Annotated in this window: 17 protein-coding genes and 1 pseudogene; 13 read left to right on the top strand and 5 right to left on the bottom strand. The window is 40.5% G+C overall.

The annotated features are described in order from the left end of the window. Window positions 1-201 (bottom strand): annotated as a pseudogene (locus BLP58_RS09160) (ISLre2 family transposase); the annotation flags it as partial. Window positions 202-395: 194 nt separating this feature from the next. Between BLP58_RS09160 and BLP58_RS09165 the strand changes: the two are divergent. The 9 genes from BLP58_RS09165 to BLP58_RS09205 all read left to right on the top strand — a co-directional run bounded on the left by BLP58_RS09165 (window position 396) and on the right by BLP58_RS09205 (window position 10,948). Beyond that, a complete protein-coding gene (locus BLP58_RS09165; protein ID WP_013855223.1) occupies window positions 396-896 on the top strand; it encodes a replication initiator protein A in 501 nt (166 codons plus the stop codon). Further along, entirely contained in the window at window positions 887-1,903 is a 1,017-nt protein-coding gene (locus tag BLP58_RS12425; RefSeq protein WP_056956911.1) for an HAD-IC family P-type ATPase, read from the top strand. Before BLP58_RS09165 ends, BLP58_RS12425 begins: the two co-directional genes overlap by 10 nt. After that, on the top strand, window positions 1,900-2,652 hold the full coding sequence (locus BLP58_RS12430; protein WP_049776027.1) for an HAD family hydrolase: 753 nt from the start codon (window positions 1,900-1,902) through the stop codon (window positions 2,650-2,652). Before BLP58_RS12425 ends, BLP58_RS12430 begins: the two co-directional genes overlap by 4 nt. A gap of 193 nt (window positions 2,653-2,845) precedes the next feature. Beyond that, on the top strand, window positions 2,846-5,053 hold the full coding sequence (nrdD, locus tag BLP58_RS09180; protein WP_013855224.1) for an anaerobic ribonucleoside-triphosphate reductase: 2,208 nt from the start codon (window positions 2,846-2,848) through the stop codon (window positions 5,051-5,053). After that, entirely contained in the window at window positions 5,053-5,766 is a 714-nt protein-coding gene (gene nrdG, locus BLP58_RS09185) for an anaerobic ribonucleoside-triphosphate reductase activating protein (protein WP_013855225.1), read from the top strand. The genes nrdD and nrdG overlap by 1 nt, the downstream gene beginning before the upstream one ends. A gap of 53 nt (window positions 5,767-5,819) precedes the next feature. Next, window positions 5,820-6,401, top strand: coding sequence for an iron-sulfur cluster assembly protein (locus BLP58_RS09190; protein ID WP_013855226.1), 582 nt, complete (start codon window positions 5,820-5,822; stop codon window positions 6,399-6,401). Then, on the top strand, window positions 6,401-7,609 hold the full coding sequence (locus BLP58_RS09195; protein WP_013855227.1) for a DUF438 domain-containing protein: 1,209 nt from the start codon (window positions 6,401-6,403) through the stop codon (window positions 7,607-7,609). Before BLP58_RS09190 ends, BLP58_RS09195 begins: the two co-directional genes overlap by 1 nt. Window positions 7,610-7,699: 90 nt before the next feature. Beyond that, window positions 7,700-8,917 carry an MDR family MFS transporter gene (locus tag BLP58_RS09200; RefSeq protein WP_025084266.1) on the top strand — a complete coding sequence of 406 codons (1,218 nt, stop codon included), beginning with the start codon at window positions 7,700-7,702 and terminating at the stop codon, window positions 8,915-8,917. A 90-nt stretch (window positions 8,918-9,007) separates the two neighbouring features. Next, window positions 9,008-10,948 carry a M13 family metallopeptidase gene (locus BLP58_RS09205; protein ID WP_176752301.1) on the top strand — a complete coding sequence of 647 codons (1,941 nt, stop codon included), beginning with the start codon at window positions 9,008-9,010 and terminating at the stop codon, window positions 10,946-10,948. Between the two features lie 169 nt (window positions 10,949-11,117). On the opposite strand, the gene BLP58_RS09210 is transcribed toward BLP58_RS09205, so the two are convergent. Together BLP58_RS09210 and BLP58_RS09215 are read right to left on the bottom strand one after the other, a co-directional pair. Continuing rightward, window positions 11,118-13,139 (bottom strand): KUP/HAK/KT family potassium transporter, encoded by a 2,022-nt coding sequence (locus BLP58_RS09210; protein ID WP_025084265.1) that lies wholly within the window; start codon window positions 13,137-13,139, stop codon window positions 11,118-11,120. Between the two features lie 251 nt (window positions 13,140-13,390). Further along, window positions 13,391-13,825 carry a hypothetical protein gene (locus BLP58_RS09215; RefSeq protein ID WP_013855231.1) on the bottom strand — a complete coding sequence of 145 codons (435 nt, stop codon included), beginning with the start codon at window positions 13,823-13,825 and terminating at the stop codon, window positions 13,391-13,393. A 177-nt stretch (window positions 13,826-14,002) separates the two neighbouring features. Here BLP58_RS09215 and BLP58_RS09220 point away from each other — a divergent pair, with 177 nt between their 5' ends. Further along, window positions 14,003-14,182: a hypothetical protein gene (locus tag BLP58_RS09220; RefSeq protein ID WP_013855232.1), complete on the top strand. Its 180-nt coding sequence runs from the start codon at window positions 14,003-14,005 to the stop codon at window positions 14,180-14,182. A 7-nt stretch (window positions 14,183-14,189) separates the two neighbouring features. Then, entirely contained in the window at window positions 14,190-14,639 is a 450-nt protein-coding gene (locus BLP58_RS12435; protein WP_013855233.1) for a hypothetical protein, read from the top strand. Window positions 14,640-14,685: 46 nt separating this feature from the next. On the opposite strand, the gene BLP58_RS09230 is transcribed toward BLP58_RS12435, so the two are convergent. Further along, on the bottom strand, window positions 14,686-15,123 hold the full coding sequence (locus BLP58_RS09230; RefSeq protein ID WP_013855234.1) for a hypothetical protein: 438 nt from the start codon (window positions 15,121-15,123) through the stop codon (window positions 14,686-14,688). 669 nt (window positions 15,124-15,792) lie between these two features. Here BLP58_RS09230 and BLP58_RS09235 point away from each other — a divergent pair. Further along, complete coding sequence (locus tag BLP58_RS09235) at window positions 15,793-17,184, top strand: SLAP domain-containing protein (RefSeq protein ID WP_013855236.1); 1,392 nt, start codon at window positions 15,793-15,795, stop codon at window positions 17,182-17,184. Between the two features lie 150 nt (window positions 17,185-17,334). On the opposite strand, the gene BLP58_RS09240 is transcribed toward BLP58_RS09235, so the two are convergent. After that, window positions 17,335-17,847, bottom strand: a complete 513-nt coding sequence (locus tag BLP58_RS09240; RefSeq protein WP_013855237.1) for a hypothetical protein — start codon at window positions 17,845-17,847, stop codon at window positions 17,335-17,337. Window positions 17,848-18,175: 328 nt separating this feature from the next. Between BLP58_RS09240 and BLP58_RS09245 the strand changes: the two genes are divergently transcribed. Beyond that, window positions 18,176-18,393, top strand: a 218-nt coding sequence (locus BLP58_RS09245; RefSeq protein ID WP_143000339.1) for a MerR family transcriptional regulator, incomplete at its 3' end; no start/stop codon positions are given.

Below are 18,393 nucleotides of genomic sequence, written 5' to 3' on the forward strand. Positions count from 1 at the left end.
AACTGAGCGCTTATTTTTCTTTTCAATCTGATAGCCTTGCTTTTTAGTTTCTTCAACTAAGCCGGCATCAACTTCTTCTAGTGCTAATTTCATTAATTCTCTAATCAAACCAAAGAAGTAGCACATTAATGCCTTTTCACGAGCAATAACATTATTTTCAGACTTAATAATTTTCACGATATCAGTTATAATAGATTCCATAAAAGACCAGCTTCTAATGTGTTTTTTGTTCTTAACATCAGACTACTGGTCTTTTTGTTTGAGCTCAAGTCCAAATTCAAAGGACTTGAGCTTTTTTAATTAATTATTCAACTTACCGCAAAAAATTATACACTTAGGTTTTAGCAACTCTCTTTTAAGACAGCGTGTGTCAGTTAAGAAAGGGAGCTTTTATTATGGATCAATCAAATTTCAACTTTACAAATGCTAAAAGGGCATATGAAGTAAAGTTCTACGCTTTGCCGCAGATCTTACTCCAAGGAGAAAAATATAAGGATCTTAGCGATAGTGCCATTTTACTTTATTCGGTGTTACGCGATCGTCTAAGTTACTCACTGAGCAATAATTGGGTTGACGAAAATAACAACGTATATTTCATATACACAAACAATGAACTAAAAGATTTACGAAACTGGTCAAATAATAAAATCAATAAGATTAAACACGAATTAATGGACGCAAAACTTTTGTATCAAAAACATATGGGTTTTAATCCAAGATCAGGCAAAAACGAACCAAATAGATTATATTTGGCAGATTTGGAAGTAACAGCAAAAGACGTTTATATTAAGCGAGAGCCATTAAAATCGCCTGAACCCCTTGGTACAAGCGGACTTCTCAAAAAGAGACAAGATCTAGACTATACTAAATTATCGTGGCAGTTATTTTGGCCCTGATTATGGTTGCCTTTAGAGTCTACAATGACTATGTAGCTCATACTCTGGGCGTAACTACTGTCCTGAATATTTTGCAATTCGTTCTTGTGTTGCTGGTGGCTTCAATTCCAGTAGCGATGCCGACAGTCTTTTCAATTACCTTGGCTTTGGGAGCCTTAAACCTTTCAAAGAAAAAGGCGATTGTCTCAAGGCTATCTTCAATTGAAGAGATGGCTGGGGTTGATATCCTCTGTAGCGATAAGACGGGGACTTTAACTAAAAATCAATTGACACTAGGTGAGACATCATTAATTAATGCAAAAGATGCACAAGATGTGATCTTTATTGGTGCCTTAGCTTCTAGAAAAGAAGATAACGATCCAATTGATAATGCAGTTATTGCCGCATTGAAGGATCAAAGCAAGTTAAAAGATTGGGTCTTAGATAAATTTATCCCGTTTAACCCAGTTTCTAAAAAGATCGAAGCTCATTTACACAATCAAACAAGCAATGAAAAACTTTGGGTAGTGAAGGGTGCGCCTCAAGTTATTGGTCAAATGAGTGACGATAGTGCTGTCGCAAATAAGGTTAATGATATTACTGATCAATTAGCTAAACGGGGCTATCGTGCATTAGGCGTTGCCCAAAGTAAAGATGAAGGAAAAACCTGGACCGTTTTGGGCGTGCTCTCAATGTTTGACCCACCACGGGATGATTCTAAGAAAACTATTGATGAATGCAAACGTGAAGGTATTCGCGTCAAGATGATTACTGGTGATGATACCGCGATTGCGATTGAAACTGCTAAGAAATTAGGAATGGGGACTAAGATTTATAATGCATCTAAAGTCTTCCCGAAGGATCTAGATCCTGATAATGTACCTGATGATTTGGCTAAGTTGATTGCTGACGCGGATGGTTTTGCCAGAGTCTTTCCAGAACATAAATATGCCATCGTTAAGACTTTGCAAAAACAAGGTCATATTGTGGCCATGACTGGTGATGGGGTTAACGAGCTCCTGCTTTGAAGCAAGCCGATTGTGGTACTGCTGTTGCCGGAGCTACTGATGCAGCCAGAAGTGCTGCTGCCTTAATTTTGACTTCACCAGGTTTGTCAGTTATTCAAACTGCAATTACGGAAGCCAGAAAGATTTTTGCCAGAATTACTAGTTATACTATTTATCGTGTTGCTTTGACGATGAATATCATGTTCTTAGTAGTTTTGTCTTCTATCTTCCTTAACTTCCAGCCATTAACAGCGATTATGATTGTGATTATGTCACTGCTTGATGACTTGCCAATTATGACGATTGCTTATGATAATACGCATATCAGCGATAAGCCGATTAGGTGGCAGATGAAGAAGATCTTAACTACTTCATCAATTTTAGGTGTCTTTGCGGTCATTCAATCAATGATTTTGCTGATTGTTGGTTTTATGTCAGCTAAAAACCCAGGCATGATTAGTTGGTTCGCAGTTAGTGATCCAGCCCAATTACAAACAATTATGTTCTTGCAATTAGTTGCCGGTGGACACCTATTGTTGTTTGTTACTAGACAAACTCGTTGGTTCTTCCAAAAGCCATATCCAGCTAAAGCTTTGTTCTGGGCAATTGTGATTACGCAAGTCTTTGCTGCATGTGCCTGCTACTTTGGCTGGTTAGTACCTAAGATTTCATTAGGGATGATTGGTGAAGTTTGGCTTTACAACTTATGCTGGATGTTTATTTTGAATATTATCCGGATGATTATTGAAAAAGGCCAAGCTAAAGCTTAGTAAAAATATTGATTTTGAATTAAAGATTAAGCCGCAAAAAAGCTTAATCTTTTTTCTTTAAAAAATTTTTTTGCGCTGTTGGTTAATGTATCAGTCTTTTGCTTGATACAAGATGTACCGGGCTATATTTGAATAGAATACAAGATGTTGTGTTTATGATATTATGGAACTACGACATTTTGGAGTGATGAATATGCTTAAACAAGAATTTAACCAACAAAAAGAGAATGAATTAAACTTGCCTACCACTTTCGTTAAACGCGATGGGGCAAAGTATCCGTTTGAAATTTTTAAATTAAAGATGGTGCTGCATAACTTGGATCTAGATGATGCCGCATTAGCTGTGCTCGAGAAAATCGCTGCGAAATTAGAGACGCAAGATGCAGTTAAGGCACAAGATGTTGCGGCTGCTTTTAAGGATAGCCTTAATGAATTAGGCTACCTCGATGAAGCTAAGGCTTATGTAGCTTATCGTAAGCATGACGAACAAGAATGGATTAAGCAAACCGATACGCGCAATCGTTTGGAACGGATGGTTAACGGCGACCCAACGATTGTTAATGAAAACGCCAATAAAGATAGCGAGGTCTTCAGTACTCAGCGTGATTTAACTGCCGGTACCGTTGGTAAAACAGTCGGTTTAACTATGATGCCGCAACATATTGCTAAGGCACATTTGCGCGGTGATATTCATTGGCATGATTTGGATTATACGCCGCTTTCACCAATGACTAACTGCTGCTTGATTGACTTCAAGGATATGCTGACTAATGGCTTTAAGATCGGCAATGCCTACATGACTAGCCCTAATTCCATCAATGTGGCTACCCACCAGGTAACGCAAATCATTACCAACGTGGCCTCTAGTCAATACGGCGGTTGTTCATTCGACCGAGCTGATGAAGTATTAGCACCTTTTGCGGAAAAGAATTACCACAAGCACCTTAAGGATGCTAAGGAGTTTATCTCTGATCCGGAAAAACTCGATGAATATGCCAAGCAGCAAACCAAGAAAGATATCTACGATGCCATGCAGGGCTTAGAATATGAGATTAACACCATGTTCTCTAGCCAAGGTCAGACGCCATTTACTACTTTAGGCTTTGGTCTAGGTACTTCTTGGATTGAAAAGGAAATTCAAAAAGACATCTTGCGCATCCGAATCAAGGGTTTAGGTAGAGAGCGCAGAACCGCTATTTTCCCTAAGTTAGTGTTCACTATTAAAAAGGGTTTGAACTTGCATCCCGGTGACCCAAATTATGATGTTAAGCAGTTGGCCATCCAATGTTCGACTAAGAGAATGTACCCTGATGTCTTGATGTACGACACGATCAAGAAAATCACCGGTTCCTTCAAGGCGCCAATGGGTTGTCGGTCATTCTTGCAAGGCTGGAAGGATGAAAATGGCAAGGAAGTTAACTCAGGCAGAATGAACTTGGGTGTAGTTACCGTCAACTTGCCAAGAATTGCCATGGAAAGTCACGGCGATAAAAAGCTCTTCTGGGAGATTTTTAACACCAGAATGCGGACTTGTCACCAAGCTTTGGCCTTCAAGGGACGTCGTGCAATTCAAGCTAAGCCGGAGAATGCGCCAATCATGTATCAATATGGCGTTTTTGGCAAACGCTTAAAGCCTGGCGATGACGTTAACGAATTGTTCAAGAATGGCCGGGCAACCATTTCTTTGGGCTATATCGGTCTTTACGAAGTCGGTACCGTCTTTTACGGCCCAGATTGGGAACATAATGAAGAGGCCCATGACTGCACTATCGAGATCGTCAAGCGCATGCATGACTTGTGTGCCAAGTGGGAAAAGGAAGACCCATATCACTGGCACTACAGCTTATACTCAACGCCAAGCGAAAGCTTAACTGACCGCTTTTGCCGATTGGATACTGCTAAATTTGGCAAGGTGAAGGACATTACGGATAAGGAATACTACACTAATTCCTTCCACTACGATGTTAGAAAGCACCCAACTCCGTTTGAGAAGTTAACTTTCGAAGCACCATATCCTTATTACGCCGCTGGTGGCTTTATCCATTACTGCGAATACCCTAACTTGAAACAAAATCCAGCTGCCTTAGAAGCTGTCTGGGACTGGGCTTACGATAAGGTAGGGTACCTGGGTACTAACACGCCAATCGATAAGTGCTACAAATGTGGTTTTGCTGGTGAGTTTAAATCCACTGCTAAAGGCTTTGAATGTCCTAAGTGTGGCAACCACGATCCAGCTACCTGTGATTGTGTTAAAAGAACTTGTGGCTACTTAGGCAACCCATTGAAGCGGCCGATGGTTCATGGTCGGCATGAGGAAATCGTGCACCGCGTTAAGCATATGGACTTTGGCTTAGAAGATAGCTTAGCGACTGAAGAAGAAGTTAAGAATGGTGAATATTAATGCCAGAAAAAGATAAAAACACGCAAGAAGGGCCTGATGTTCGCAGCAACTTAATCAAGGTGAATATGGGTGGGGACACGATGTTTGTCGATCCTGACCAATATAAGCCGCAATTGGACCATCAGCGTGAATTGAAAAGAATGCATCGCAAGCCGAAAAATCCACAGCCACAAGAATGGAAGACGGAAGATTATTCTAAGCATAAAATTGCGGATTATAAGCCATTTAACTTTGTTGATGGTGAAGGCGTGCGGTGCAGTCTGTACGTCTCCGGTTGTTTATTTGACTGCCCGGGATGCTACAACTTAGCGGCACAGAATTTCAATTATGGCTTTCCGTATACGCGGGAGCTAGAGGACCGCATTATCAAAGATCTGTCGCAGTCATATGTACAAGGATTGACCTTGCTTGGTGGCGAACCTTTTCTGAACACGTGGGTTTGCTTAAAATTAATTAACCGGATTCGCAAGGAGTTTGGTCATACTAAGGATATCTGGTCTTGGTCAGGCTATACCTGGGATGAATTGCAAAAAGAGACGCCAGATAAAAGAGAGATGCTGTCTAAGATTGATATCTTGGTTGATGGTCGTTTTATGAATGATCTGAAGGACTTAACCTTGCAGTTCAGAGGCTCCAGCAACCAACGAATCATTGATGTGCCAAAGTCGCTTGAAGCACACAAGGTCGTTATTTGGGATAAATTACAGAAATAAAGTAAAATAAGGTCTGGGAAGTTTTCCCGGACTTTTTATTTGGGGTAAGGAAAATGAAAGAAGAAAACATTAAGCAAGTTGATCAAATCATGACGGCGTTAACTCAAGTCATTGACCCAGAATTGCAAGTTGATGTTGTTAACCTGGGCTTGATCTATGGCATCGACATTGAAGGTCATCAGGCAACGGTAAAAATGACGCTCACAATCAGTGGCTGTCCGTTGTCGGATTATTTGCAAAAAAATATTGAAAAAGCAGTATTATCGGTTGATGGTATTGATCAATGCCAAGTTCAACTGGTCTGGTACCCGGTTTGGTCACCGGAGCGGATGTCGCATGCAGCTAAAAAGCAGTTGGAAATGCTAGATAATGCTGGTGAGAAAGCAGAAATTGAGCAGACTGAGGAGAAGCAGAAGATTATCGATTTTTCTGTACCGATTAAAAAATTGGCGGATGAATATCCAGACTTTGTGCAAATTATGTATGATTGTGGCTTTACCCGCATTAAGATTCCGGGCCTGCTCAAGACGGTCGGTCGGGTAATGACCATTCCGCTGGGAGCACAGGCAATGAAGATCGATTTAGATAAGATTAAAAAGGCATTTGAAGCAAAAGGCTACAAGGTGATTGAGTAATGACGGATTTAAGTAAAGAGCGACAGGCAGCATTATTAAAGGTTTTACACTATATTCAACAAGGCGGCGATTTTGCGACTGCCAAGAAGATGTTTAAGGCGGAGTTCGATCAGGTAGATGTCGCGGAAATTACGGCAGCAGAGCGAGAATTAATCAAGCAAGGCCTAGATCCACGGCAAATTCAATATTTGTGTAATGTTCATGCTGATGTCTTCAAGGGCAGCATTAAGCCACAAGCTGAGAATCCCGATTTTACTATGTCAGGTCATCCGGTTAGCACTTTTAAGCAGGAAAACGTGGTAATTAAATCTTTAGTTAATGATTTTTTATTGCCTAATCTGAAAAAGTGGACGAAAACTGGTAAGGCGAAAACGTTAGACAAGCTTAAGCAAGCTTTGAATGACTTAGCGACTATTGATAAGCATTATGCGCGTAAGGGAGTATCGCTGTTTCCTCTGATGACGAAGTATGGTATTACCGCACCGCCACAAGTGATGTGGGGCGTTGATGACGAGATCCGCAGTTATATTAGGGATGCGCAAAAGGCGGTAGACGCGACCCCGGTTGATCCAGAGCGGGTCAAGGATGCAATTCAGCGGGTCAGTCATGAAGTATTAGAGATGATTTTCAAAGAAGAGGACATCATGCTTCCGATGATTGCAGAAGTTGCTACTCCGGAAGACTGGTTGAACGTGAAGCGTGAGGAAAAGCAAATTGGCTATACCTTAATTAATCCGCCGATGAATTGGCAACCTAAATTGCCAGAGAAGAGCAGTGGCCCGGTTGACATTAAAAATTTGCGTTCTTTCTTTGTTAACTTCAAAGAAGGCAGCCTGAATTTAGAGCAGTTGTCAGCCATTCTTGATCTTTTGCCCTTTGCGCTGACTTTTGTTGATGAAAATGATAAAGTGGCTTATTTTGGCGGTGGCGCAGCGATCTATCCGCATTCGAAAAATGCATTGGGTAATTCTGTTTTTTCTTGTCATACGCCGCAGAGCAAGCCGCTGATTCAGAAGATTTTTAAGGATTTTCATGAAGGTAAACGAGATATGATTGAATATTGGTTTACGCCTAAAAAAATGGGTAAAACGTTGTATTTGCGTTATTATGCTGTAAGGGATGCAAATAATAAATATTTAGGCTGTCTTGAAGTGGCAGAGGATATTACTAAGATTAGAGACTTATCCGGTGAGAAAAAAACATTATAAATGTTCTGTAGAAGTGGCTATTAGGACCGCTTCTTTTTTGTTACACTTGAGGTTAGGAATGAATTATGAAATAAGAAAGGAAATGATTAAATGAAGCTTGCACATGGAAAGACGCAAGATGCTGAAATCAAGCTGCGATGGCTAATCGTGGGGGAGCTTGCTACGTGGATTGGGGCAAGTTTTATTTGGCCACTAACCTCGGTTTATTTAAACAAGCAACTGCATATCAGCCTCTCAATGATTGGGGTTGTTTTATTTTGTAATTGTGCTGGCAATATTTTTGGCTCAATTATCGCGGGACGACTTTATGACCGCCATAATCCCTATCCATTAATTCTGTGGGGCGTTGGTCTAGATGCTACCGTATTGTTCTTAATGGCGGCCTTCCACGGCTGGCCTGAATATTGGATCTGGCTGACGATTACCGGCTTTTTGGGCGGCTGGAATGGTACCCTGATTAACTCCATTGCGACTAGTCTGCGGCGCTATTCGGGGCGCTATGTCTTCAATGTCCTGTATTTTTCGCAAAACTTGGGCGTGGTAACTGGTACTTTGATTGTAGGATACCTGTATGATTACTCGATTACGCTTTTATTTATAATCGCGGCCTTGCTATTTGTGGTAGCTTTTATCAATGCGATCTTTAATTATCGGCCGATCATTGCTTTTCACAAGCGCAGAGTAGCCAAGGGGCAGAGTGGCGCTAAGCAAAAGATGGTGCCGATGCCTAAGCGTAACTTCATCATGACAATGGCTTTCTTTACTACCTTAGGGGTAACTTGGCTGATGTACATGAATTGGGAATCCAATTTGTCCGTTTATATGGTTTCTCTAGGCATTCCGTTCCATTTATATAGCTTACTTTGGACCTTGAATGCCGGCGTCATCGTAATTGCACAGGGCATTTTGGCTCGTTTCCCTAATTTATTTAAAAATCTCTTTCATCAAATCATCTTTGGCATCTGCATGTTCTCGCTATCCTTTATCACACTGGTTTTTGCCAAGGACTTCGCTCACTTTGCCTTGTCGATGTTTATTCTGACTTTAGGTGAAGCAACAGCCTTTCCAGCTATTCCAACCTATGTTAATGACCTTTCGCCTAAGACGAGTAAGGGGAAATATCAGGGCTCCACGATGGTGGCCAGTGGCATTGGTCGTGCCTTTGGTCCTTTGTTTGGCGGGATGATCATCGATCATGCGGGTTACATCCCATTTTTCTGGGTAGCCGCAATTGTGATTGCCCTGATGATTGTCTTAATGGTGCCAATTTATACTAAGTTGGTTAAAAAGCTTACTTTGTACAAGTAAAATCACAGTAATAATTAAACTAAAATGATATAATTAAACTGATTTAATTTTAATTTACGAATAAGGGAGGCCTATTTTTTGAATAATAAAATGACTGTACGTGGCGGTGCCGGCGATATTCTAGCACCTCAAGAAGGCATTCGCCCACAAGATAATTTATATTTAGCCGTTAACTCCAAGTGGCTAAAGGATGTTAAAATTCCATCTGATCGTTCTAGAATCGCTAGCTTTGACAACATTGACTTAAATGTTGAAAAGAAGCTGATGAAAGACTTCGCGGATTTTGCCGATGGCAAAAAAGAGATTCCTGCAGTGCCTAATCTGGCTAAAGCTGTGGAACTATATAAATTAGCACGCGACTTTAAGAAGCGGAATGAGGATGCTGCTAAGCCAATTCAAGCTGACTTAGAACTGCTTGAAGGAATCCGCAACTTTGAAGACTTTAACTTAAAGGCACCCGACTTGTTTAAGGCTGCCTTTGCGTTGCCATTCAGCTTCGATGTTGATGCCGACATGAAGAATACCAAGATTAATGTCTTGCAATTCTCAGGTCCTTCATTGCTCTTGCCAGATACGACGACTTATCAGACCGATGCGGCTAAGAAGCTTTTGGCAGTTTTGCAAAAGCAATCAGAAAACCTGCTCAAGATGGCTGGTGTTGCCGAAGAAAAGGCTCAAGAATATGTTGCCAATGCCATCAAATTTGATGCTAAATTGGCTAAGGTAGTGAAGTCCTCAGAAGAATGGGCAGACTACCCAGCAACTTATAACCCAACTGCAATGGCTGACTTTGAAGAGAAGATCAATAACTTCAAAATCGATTACTTCTTAAAGGAAGCCTTAGGTGAAGTGCCTGATCGTGTGATCGTGCAAGAGCCACGTTACTTAGACCACTTCGATGAGTTGGTTAACGAAGATAACTTTGCAGAGATTAAAGGCTGGTTGATCTTGAAGTTCATCAATGGTGCGGCTAGCTACTTGTCACAAGATTTCCGTGAAGCAGCCTTTCCATTCGGTCAAGCTTTGTCTGGTCAACCAGAGTTGTCTAGTCAAGAAAAGCAAGCTTACCGGATGGCTAACGGTATGTTCAGTGAAGTTGTGGGTGTTTACTATGGTAGAACCTACTTTGGTGAGGACGCTAAGAAGGATGTCTTGGACATGATTCACCAGATGCTAGACATCTACGAACAACGCATTAAGGAAAATAATTGGCTCTCAGAAGCCACTAAGCAAAAGGCGATCGTTAAGCTGCGGGCCTTGATTTTGAAGATCGGCTACCCAGACAAGATTGAAGAAATCTATGATCGTCTGCAAGTTACGCCAGCTGATGAGGGCGGCAGTCTTTATTCCAATGCTCGTGCAGCTGAAGTAGAGAGCGTTAAGTACAATGTGGAGAAATTACACAAGCCGGTCGACCGGACCGTTTGGCTCATGCCAGGTAACCTGGTTAACGCCTGCTATGATCCACAAAGAAATGATTTGACTTTCCCAGCCGCAATTTTGCAAGCACCATTCTATGACTTGAAGCAAGATCGAGCCGAAAACTTTGGTGGAATTGGTAGCGTAATTGCCCACGAGGTATCACATGCCTTTGATAACAATGGTGCGCAATTTGACGAATACGGTAACATGAAGAATTGGTGGACTGAGGCAGATTACGCTGAGTTCAAGAAGCGGACACAAGCTGAAATTGACTTGTTCGACGGCATCAAGTATGGTCCTGTAACCTTGAATGGTAAGCAAATTGTTTCTGAAAACATTGCTGATCAAGGCGGGTTAACTGCCGCAGTTGAAGCCAACAAGCGTGAACATGGCGATATGAAGAAGTTGTTTGAAAACTTCGCACGCATCTGGGCTAATAAGCAACTGGAAGCTTCAATTAAAACGCAAGTGTCAGTTGATGTCCACGCCCCCGGTCCAGAACGGGCTAACGTACAATCACAATGCCAAGCAGAATTTTACAAGGCCATCGACGTTAAGGAAGGCGATGGTATGTGGCTCGATCCAGCCAAGCGAGTTGTAATTTGGTAAAAAATAAATTGTAAATATAATAACAATATTTCGCTATTTTATCGATAAACTCCTATATAGGAAGTGACTACAGTGCGCGCTACTACACTGCGGCCTCGATAACTTATACCCATATAAATTCTATGCACTAAAAAGGCTCCCAAAATAGGAGCCTTTTTTTCTTGTGTATTTATTTAGTTTTCGCGTTGGAATAATCTTTTGGTTTAATTCGCTTAATGTAGGATGGATTTGGTCGACCTAAGATTAATGGTACACGCTCAATCACGGTATCTGCATACTCTAGGCCAAACCATGAAGCTGGGTTAGATGATAGGTTCTGCAGACGAACCCGAGCTTCAACCAGCCATTTTTCGTAACCAACCAGTTGCGTTTGGGGACTGATGACATCGTTAACGATAACGAATGAGAAGTCACCTACGTCACGACCGGGCGTGGTTGTGTATTCTTGTGGCTGCGGTTCGATCGTCCCATCGGCGATTAAGTCATTAACGATCTGCCGAATGTAGACGTTCACGCTAGTTTGCTTCTTGAATCCTAAGTAAAGCTGAATATTAATTACGTTCTTAGTGCCGTAAGTGTTAACCGCATATTCAGCAGTGAACGGTTCGTTAGTGACATTAACGGTGACGAACCAATAAGCCTTAGCCCGTTTAGGCCGTTTATCTAGGATTGAATAAAGAACTTCACGCTTAATGAACTTGTTGTACTTAACGTTAGCCATGTAGACTAAGTTAGTTGCGTAAGTTGGGTAATTTTCATCATGACTTAAATTAGTCAGCATGTCGGTGTATTCGTCTAAACGTACGTAGGCATTGCGTGATTCACGCTTGTCACGGACCCTGTTACCGTAGTACCAAACGTACATGATGAAGCCAATTACACCAGCGATGAAGAGTGAGACATAACCGCCGTGGTTGAACTTAGTTAAACTTGAGATCATGAACATGATATCGAGCACGCCAAAGAAGATTAAGAAAATCCAGTTCCAAATTGGGTTGATCTTCTTTAACACTAACCATTCGTAAAGCAAGATAGTGGTTGCAAGCATTGAAATCGTGATTGACAGACCATAGGCTGCTTCCATGTGGGCTGAAGTTTGGAAGTAAAGTACAATCGCGATAGTTGCGATACAGATTCCCTTGTTAATGGAAGGGATGTAGATCTGGCCCTTTTCGGTAGATGGGTAGTTGATGTTCATTCTTGGCAGGAACTTCAAGCCACTGGCTTCAGCAACCAGCGTGAAGGAACCGGTGATTAAAGCCTGTGAAGCAATAACGGCGGCAATTGTGGCCAAGATAATGGCGAACAATCTGATGTTGGCTGGGATCATTTCAAAGAATGGATTCAATACCCAGCCACCAGCTGGACGGTAGGTTGGATTGTGCAAAATCCAAACGCCTTGACCGAAGTAGTTAAGTGATAAACAGACGAAGACGAATGGCCAGGAACCAATGATGTTGCCCTTGCCAACGTGGCCTACGTCTGAATATAGTGCCTCGGCACCGGTAGTGGCCAGGAAGATGGATCCTAAGATAAAGATCCCGGCCTTGTTGTACGGACTGAACAGCAACTTAATTGCGTACATTGGATTGATGGCAGCTAGAATTGACCAGTTGCCAGCCATGTTAATCACGCCGATGACACCTAGGAAAGTGAACCAAAGGAACATGATCGGACCGAAGGCCTTACCGATGATGCTGGTCCCCATCTTTTGAATAGAAAACAGCACTAGCAGGATGATCACGGTAATTGTGATAACCATGCCTTGGGTAGAAACGGGGACGCTGCCGCCAAAATGTAGACCTTTCAATCCTTCGATCGCGGTCGTTACAGTAACGGCTGGCGTTAAAGTACCATCGGCTAAGATTGCAGCCCCACCAATCAAGGCAGGCAAAACCAGCCACTTGGCATGCTTTCTAACCAGCGTGTAGAGGGCGAAGATCCCACCTTCACCGTGGTTGGTTGCCTTCAAAGCGATTACCACAGTCTGCAGGGTCGTTAGCAGGGTAACGGTCCACAATACAAGTGAAATAGACCCGACGATGAAGTCGCGGTTCACGTTGCCGATGCCGCCATTGCCTTCCACAATAGACTTCATAACATAAAGCGGACTAGTACCGATATCGCCGTAAACGATTCCGATGGCGATCAGTAAGCTAGCCGCGCTCATGTGTTTAGCTTTATTATTCATTTCAAATCTCCCACAAATTAAATTGTAGCTTTTAATAAAAAAAGAAAATGCCACGCTGGCATTTTCTTGATACATCCATTCTCGTCTATTTTAGGTTAGATTGCAAGTGAAAAAATGAAGATAAGTGATTAGGAAGATAGCGTTAAGATGTTTATATAAGTGACAAATTTTGCGATTTTTGTTAGTCAGACTGAACAACTATAAAGTGCAAACAAAAAACTCCCGAAAATGGGAGCTTTTTCAATCTCAAATTATGAAAGTGATGAAGGAATCTTGGCACGTTGTTCTTCGTCCCATTTTTCCCATGCTTCGTAAGTGAGCATTTCTTCAGGCTTAACGCCAGTCTTATCAGCCATCACCTTAAGCAAGTTCTTGAAGTTGTAGTCGTGGTATTGCAATACGTGATCGATCAACTTCTTACGTGGGAAGTGAATGTTGTTCAATAGGTAGCTGTTGATGTCGACCATGTTGTGATTCTCATCGTAAAGGTTGATTACTTCAAGATCATCGGCGTCGGATTCAGCGATGTAGAAGTTAGCGAAGACCTTCAAGTAATCAGGTTGTTCCTTGAATTCTTCCTTAGGCATCGTAGTCTTGTTGGCTTCTGGCATAACGACTTTAAGATCGTCGTTTTCTTCGATTTCTGTATCTGCTTGAACTTGTGCGTTCTTTTCTTCTTCAGTCAAAGTTTGTTACCCCTTTATTAAAAAATAAACAGTGTAAAGTCAATAACAATTTTACTGATTTTTGCAAGTAAAAGCAAATTTTAGTGGTTGATAAAATTTAAAAAGAAAAAATAGCGTTTTTTTGCGTAATAAATAATGGAGGGGAAAATTCCTACTATTATTGAAATGAGGTACGCTATGGAAAAAACGCACGAGGGAAAACAATGGTATGGCTTCACTGAGGATCAGGTTTTTGGTGAGGTGATGAGTGACAAGGACGAACAACATAATTTCTATAATTTGGAAATGCAAACGACGGATCAGAAAGACTTGGGTAAGCGACTTCGTTACTACGGTTCTCAGGATGTCGGATGGTGAAGGGCCCGTGAAGCGTTGGTATCGTTCGCTAGGTGTAGTAGACCGAACGGATGAGTTGAATGACGGAAAAGAAGAAATTATAATTAATTCAAAAGGAGATTTGGCTAGTGCACCGTATAACTTGGTGCCGTTAGTGAATCTGATGGAAGATCGGTACGATCAATTGGATCACTTGGCTGATGAAACACAGCAGAGAATCTATGACAAAATTCGACGGAAGATTACGCATATTAATGCAGACCCAGTTCGGAGGGATAAGATTATGGACTTTGAAACAAAAATGGCAGAAGAACGCGAATACGGTAAGGAACAAGAAAGGAAGAATGGAGTACGGAAGGCAATAAGCATTAGTCGCCACCTGGGCATGCCAGATAGTAAGATTTTACCTGCATTGGTAGATGAATATCAAAAATCCTTCACTAAAGCTGAACTCGAGCAAATGATGAAGGAAGTTTAGTAAAAAATAAGAGTCACTACTCAACTGCAGTAGTGGCTCTTTCTTCTTAGTTCTTATTGTTAGCAGCGCTAGATTGGGTGCTGGATGATTGCTCGGATGAGGATTGGCTCGATTGACTAGAGCTAGATTGCTTTTGGCTGCTGCTCTGGCTAGAATCATCATCACTGGAGCTAGAACTAGATTGGCTGGATTGCTCCTTCTTCTTGCTTGATGAAGAGTTCTTATCCTTATCTTGGTCCTTGTCTGATGAGCTGGAAGAATCCGATGAAACAGAGGAGTCGTCGTCCTTGCTTGAATCATCTTGATCCTTGCTTACATCATTGCTGCCGTGGTTATCTTGCTTATTATCAATCTTGCCTGATGAATTAGAATTATCCTGTGCGGTATGTTGTGCGGCATTGCTGTGGCTGATATAAGCACCGGCGCCGCCTCCACCTAAGATAAACATCGCTGCAATTACGCCCCCAAAGACTAGTTTCTTCATTATATGTAATCTCTCCCTTGAAAAAAGTTATTACAAATTTGGCCCGAATGGGATTTCAAATTGTCAGTACTAGTGTAAATCATTTAGGTGATAAGGTGAGAGAAACACACTCAAACTTTAGTAATTGTTAAGAAGGGATGATCGGGACTCTTATAATAAGGTAGTAAAGAAAAATTATAGTGATGAAGCTGCAGAAGAGAAAAACGGAATAATGTGCAATGATTCACAGAAGATTGTTTAGGAAAAGAATATACGAATATTACTTTTTTGGCTTACTTTGTTATACGTTTGTAAAATTATTTGAAACATAGAGAAGTGGTCTTAAGCCTGCATTTCTTGTTATGACTAGGTTTGCGGTATTTTTAATTTTTACAGGTTATAAGCTTATGTGTTAGTAAAAATAAGAGAAATATTACAAAAGGTGTTTTTCAATTAATTTAACTTGCTATTTCTTGTTGAGGTTAGTACAATATGAATCGTGGTAAGTAATAGGACGTGCTTCAGGCGTGTGGCCTGTACGCATGCTGATCCTTCAGCATTGACTACTACCTCGCGAGAGTTATAAACTCGTGGATCATGTCTCGAAGGTTTTTGTACATTATAGGCTCCTGCACATGCTGAACCCTATGGCCTGTTACATTTTGTATATTTCAAGGAGGAAAAGACCACATGAAGAAAAATTTAAGAATTGTTAGCGTTGCTGCTGCTGCTTTATTAGCTGTTGCACCTATTGCTGCAACTGCTATGCCAGTTAACGCTGCAACTACTGCAACTACTGCAACTACTGCTACTAACAAGCCAACTGTTGACTTAAGTGGTGCAGGTTCTGTTAGTGAATCTAAGGATACTGTTAATGTAACTCCATCATTTACTTTGACTAGTGCTATTGCTACTAATAGTGGTGTAGTTACTACTCCTGCAACTCTTCAAGGTAGTATTGAAGCTTCTCTTAACGGTACTTCAGTGACTGCTGATGTAGCTGACGTTGCTAAAGATGTTACCTTGAAAAATGGTAAACAGGTTGTTTACAGTTACGATAACGAATCAAAGAAGCTTACTAATAACCTTGGTGCTTTTGACTCACAGGCTAAGAAAGCATATGTAGAAGCAGGTACATCATACACTATGACTCTTAGTGGTGTAGGCTTCAGCTTTGGTAAAGCTAATGCAAACAAGACCTTAACTTTTAAGTTGCCTAAAGGTGTTACAGTTGAAGGTGCTAACTACAAGGATGGTAAAGTAACTTTGGACCAATACGGTAATGTAACTGGTTTGAAGTTTACCTTAGACGTTAAGGCATATAACTCAGAAAACACTAGTGCTGTAAGCTTTTACGATGCTAAGTCAGGCTTAGTTGCACCTCAAGGTTCATACATGACTCTTGCTCAAAATGGTGACCTTAATGTAAATACTCTTTTGACTGAATTAAAGGGTAAGTATGAAGCAATGCAATTCCAAAGCGGTAAGTTCGAAACTGTTAATGTAAATACTACTGCTGACGATGTTAAGGCTGAACTTGAAAAGGCTGGTATCAAGGTAGACGCTGCTGGTAACTTTGAAGCACCAGACACATTCACTGTAACTTTAAATGCTAAGTCAGACGATAACGGTAAGACTGCTTCATTACCTGTAGTTGTAACTGTTCCAAATGGTAAGTCAACTGTTGCACCAAGCGTATCAAAGACCATTATGCACAACGCTTACTACTACAACAAGGAAGGCAAGCGTGTAGGCACTGAAAAGGCTACCCGTTACGACTCAGTAACTGTTGCTCCTAAGACTACTACTATCAACGGCAAGACTTACTACCAAGTAGTAGAAAACGGCAAGGCTGTTGACAAGTACATCAACGCCGGCAACATCGATGGTACCAAGCGTACTTTGAAGCACAACGCATACGTTTACAAGACTTCAAAGAAGCGTGCCAACAAGGTTGTTCTTAAGAAGGGCGACACTGTAACTACTTACGGTGCTTCATACAAGTTCAAGAATGGCAAGCGTTACTACAAGATCGGTAACAACACTGACAAGACTTACGTTAAGGTTGCAAACTTTCAATAAGTCGAACAGCGCTAATTAAATAGGAAGAACGAGGCAAATGCCTCGTTTTTTCTTTTGCACAAAAAATACACGCTGTTGGCATGTAGAAAATGTGCAATAAAAATATAGAAGTCTATTCTTTTTAATGCAGTCTCATTCAAATAAAGCTATTTAATCTGAAATATTATTTTTCAAGAAAGCTTGTAAAGAAATAAATTTAATAGAATTACTATCTACAAATTTTGAATAGAAAACATCGCTTAAAGAATCATTGCAATCTTTTTGGTTTTCAAAAATTTTATGTCTATTTTGACTTTTAGTAAGATTTCTAGCCTTGTCTGCAATAGGACATACTAAATGACATGGATCGATTAAGAATATTACTAATTTTTGTGTCTCTTTTATAGAACCTTCTTTATCGATAACATATATTGAAAAGACTCTGAATTTTCCTTTGCCATTAGGATCAAAGAAATCAGAACCTCTTTTAACTACAGACTCAAAAATACTATCATCAAAATTTGCTATTAATTTAGATGATAATCCTTGACTCAAAATTTCCTTAATTCTTAGGCTATTTTTTCTATTTAAAATATCAATTGATGTAATTTCATTTGCAATTTGATTGGGAGTTTGGCATAAGGCTAGAATATCCTTATAGATATATGTACCCTTAATTCCCAATCGTCTAATATAATTTGAAAACTCATTCTTTTCATCTTTGAATGAATTTAAAAATGTATCTAAACATAATACTTCTATGTCAGCATTATGTGCATTAAGTTTACCAGCTGTGTGTTTATTGAATAATTTAACCCCAGTCTTAAGGCTGGGGTTATTTTTAGATTCTATTTTTAGTTTAGGACGAAAATGTTTAATTTGATTCTCTAGTCAGAAATTATTAGTTTAATTATTTCATAAGCAATCACTTGATATGATTGTTTATTTTTTAGTCTTGCTTTAATGACTTTATGAGTATATATGATATAATATTAGTGAAGGAGATGATCTTTTGAAAGCTGGAAAAGTGATGGATTTGCTTCAAATCAGTCGTTCAACTCTGAAACGCTATCGTGAAAAAGGAATCCTTGAGGCTAAAAAATTGCCAACCGGTCAATATGATTTTGATGATGATTCCGTTTTTTTGCTTAAGAATAAACATTCCAAACGCTTGACCGTTTTATATGGCCGAGTTTCAACCTATAAGCAGAAAGCTGATTTGGCTAATCA

Origin of the sequence: Lactobacillus kefiranofaciens (assembly GCF_900103655.1) — a bacterium.
In the GTDB taxonomy this organism is placed as follows: Bacteria; Bacillota; Bacilli; order Lactobacillales; family Lactobacillaceae; genus Lactobacillus; species Lactobacillus kefiranofaciens.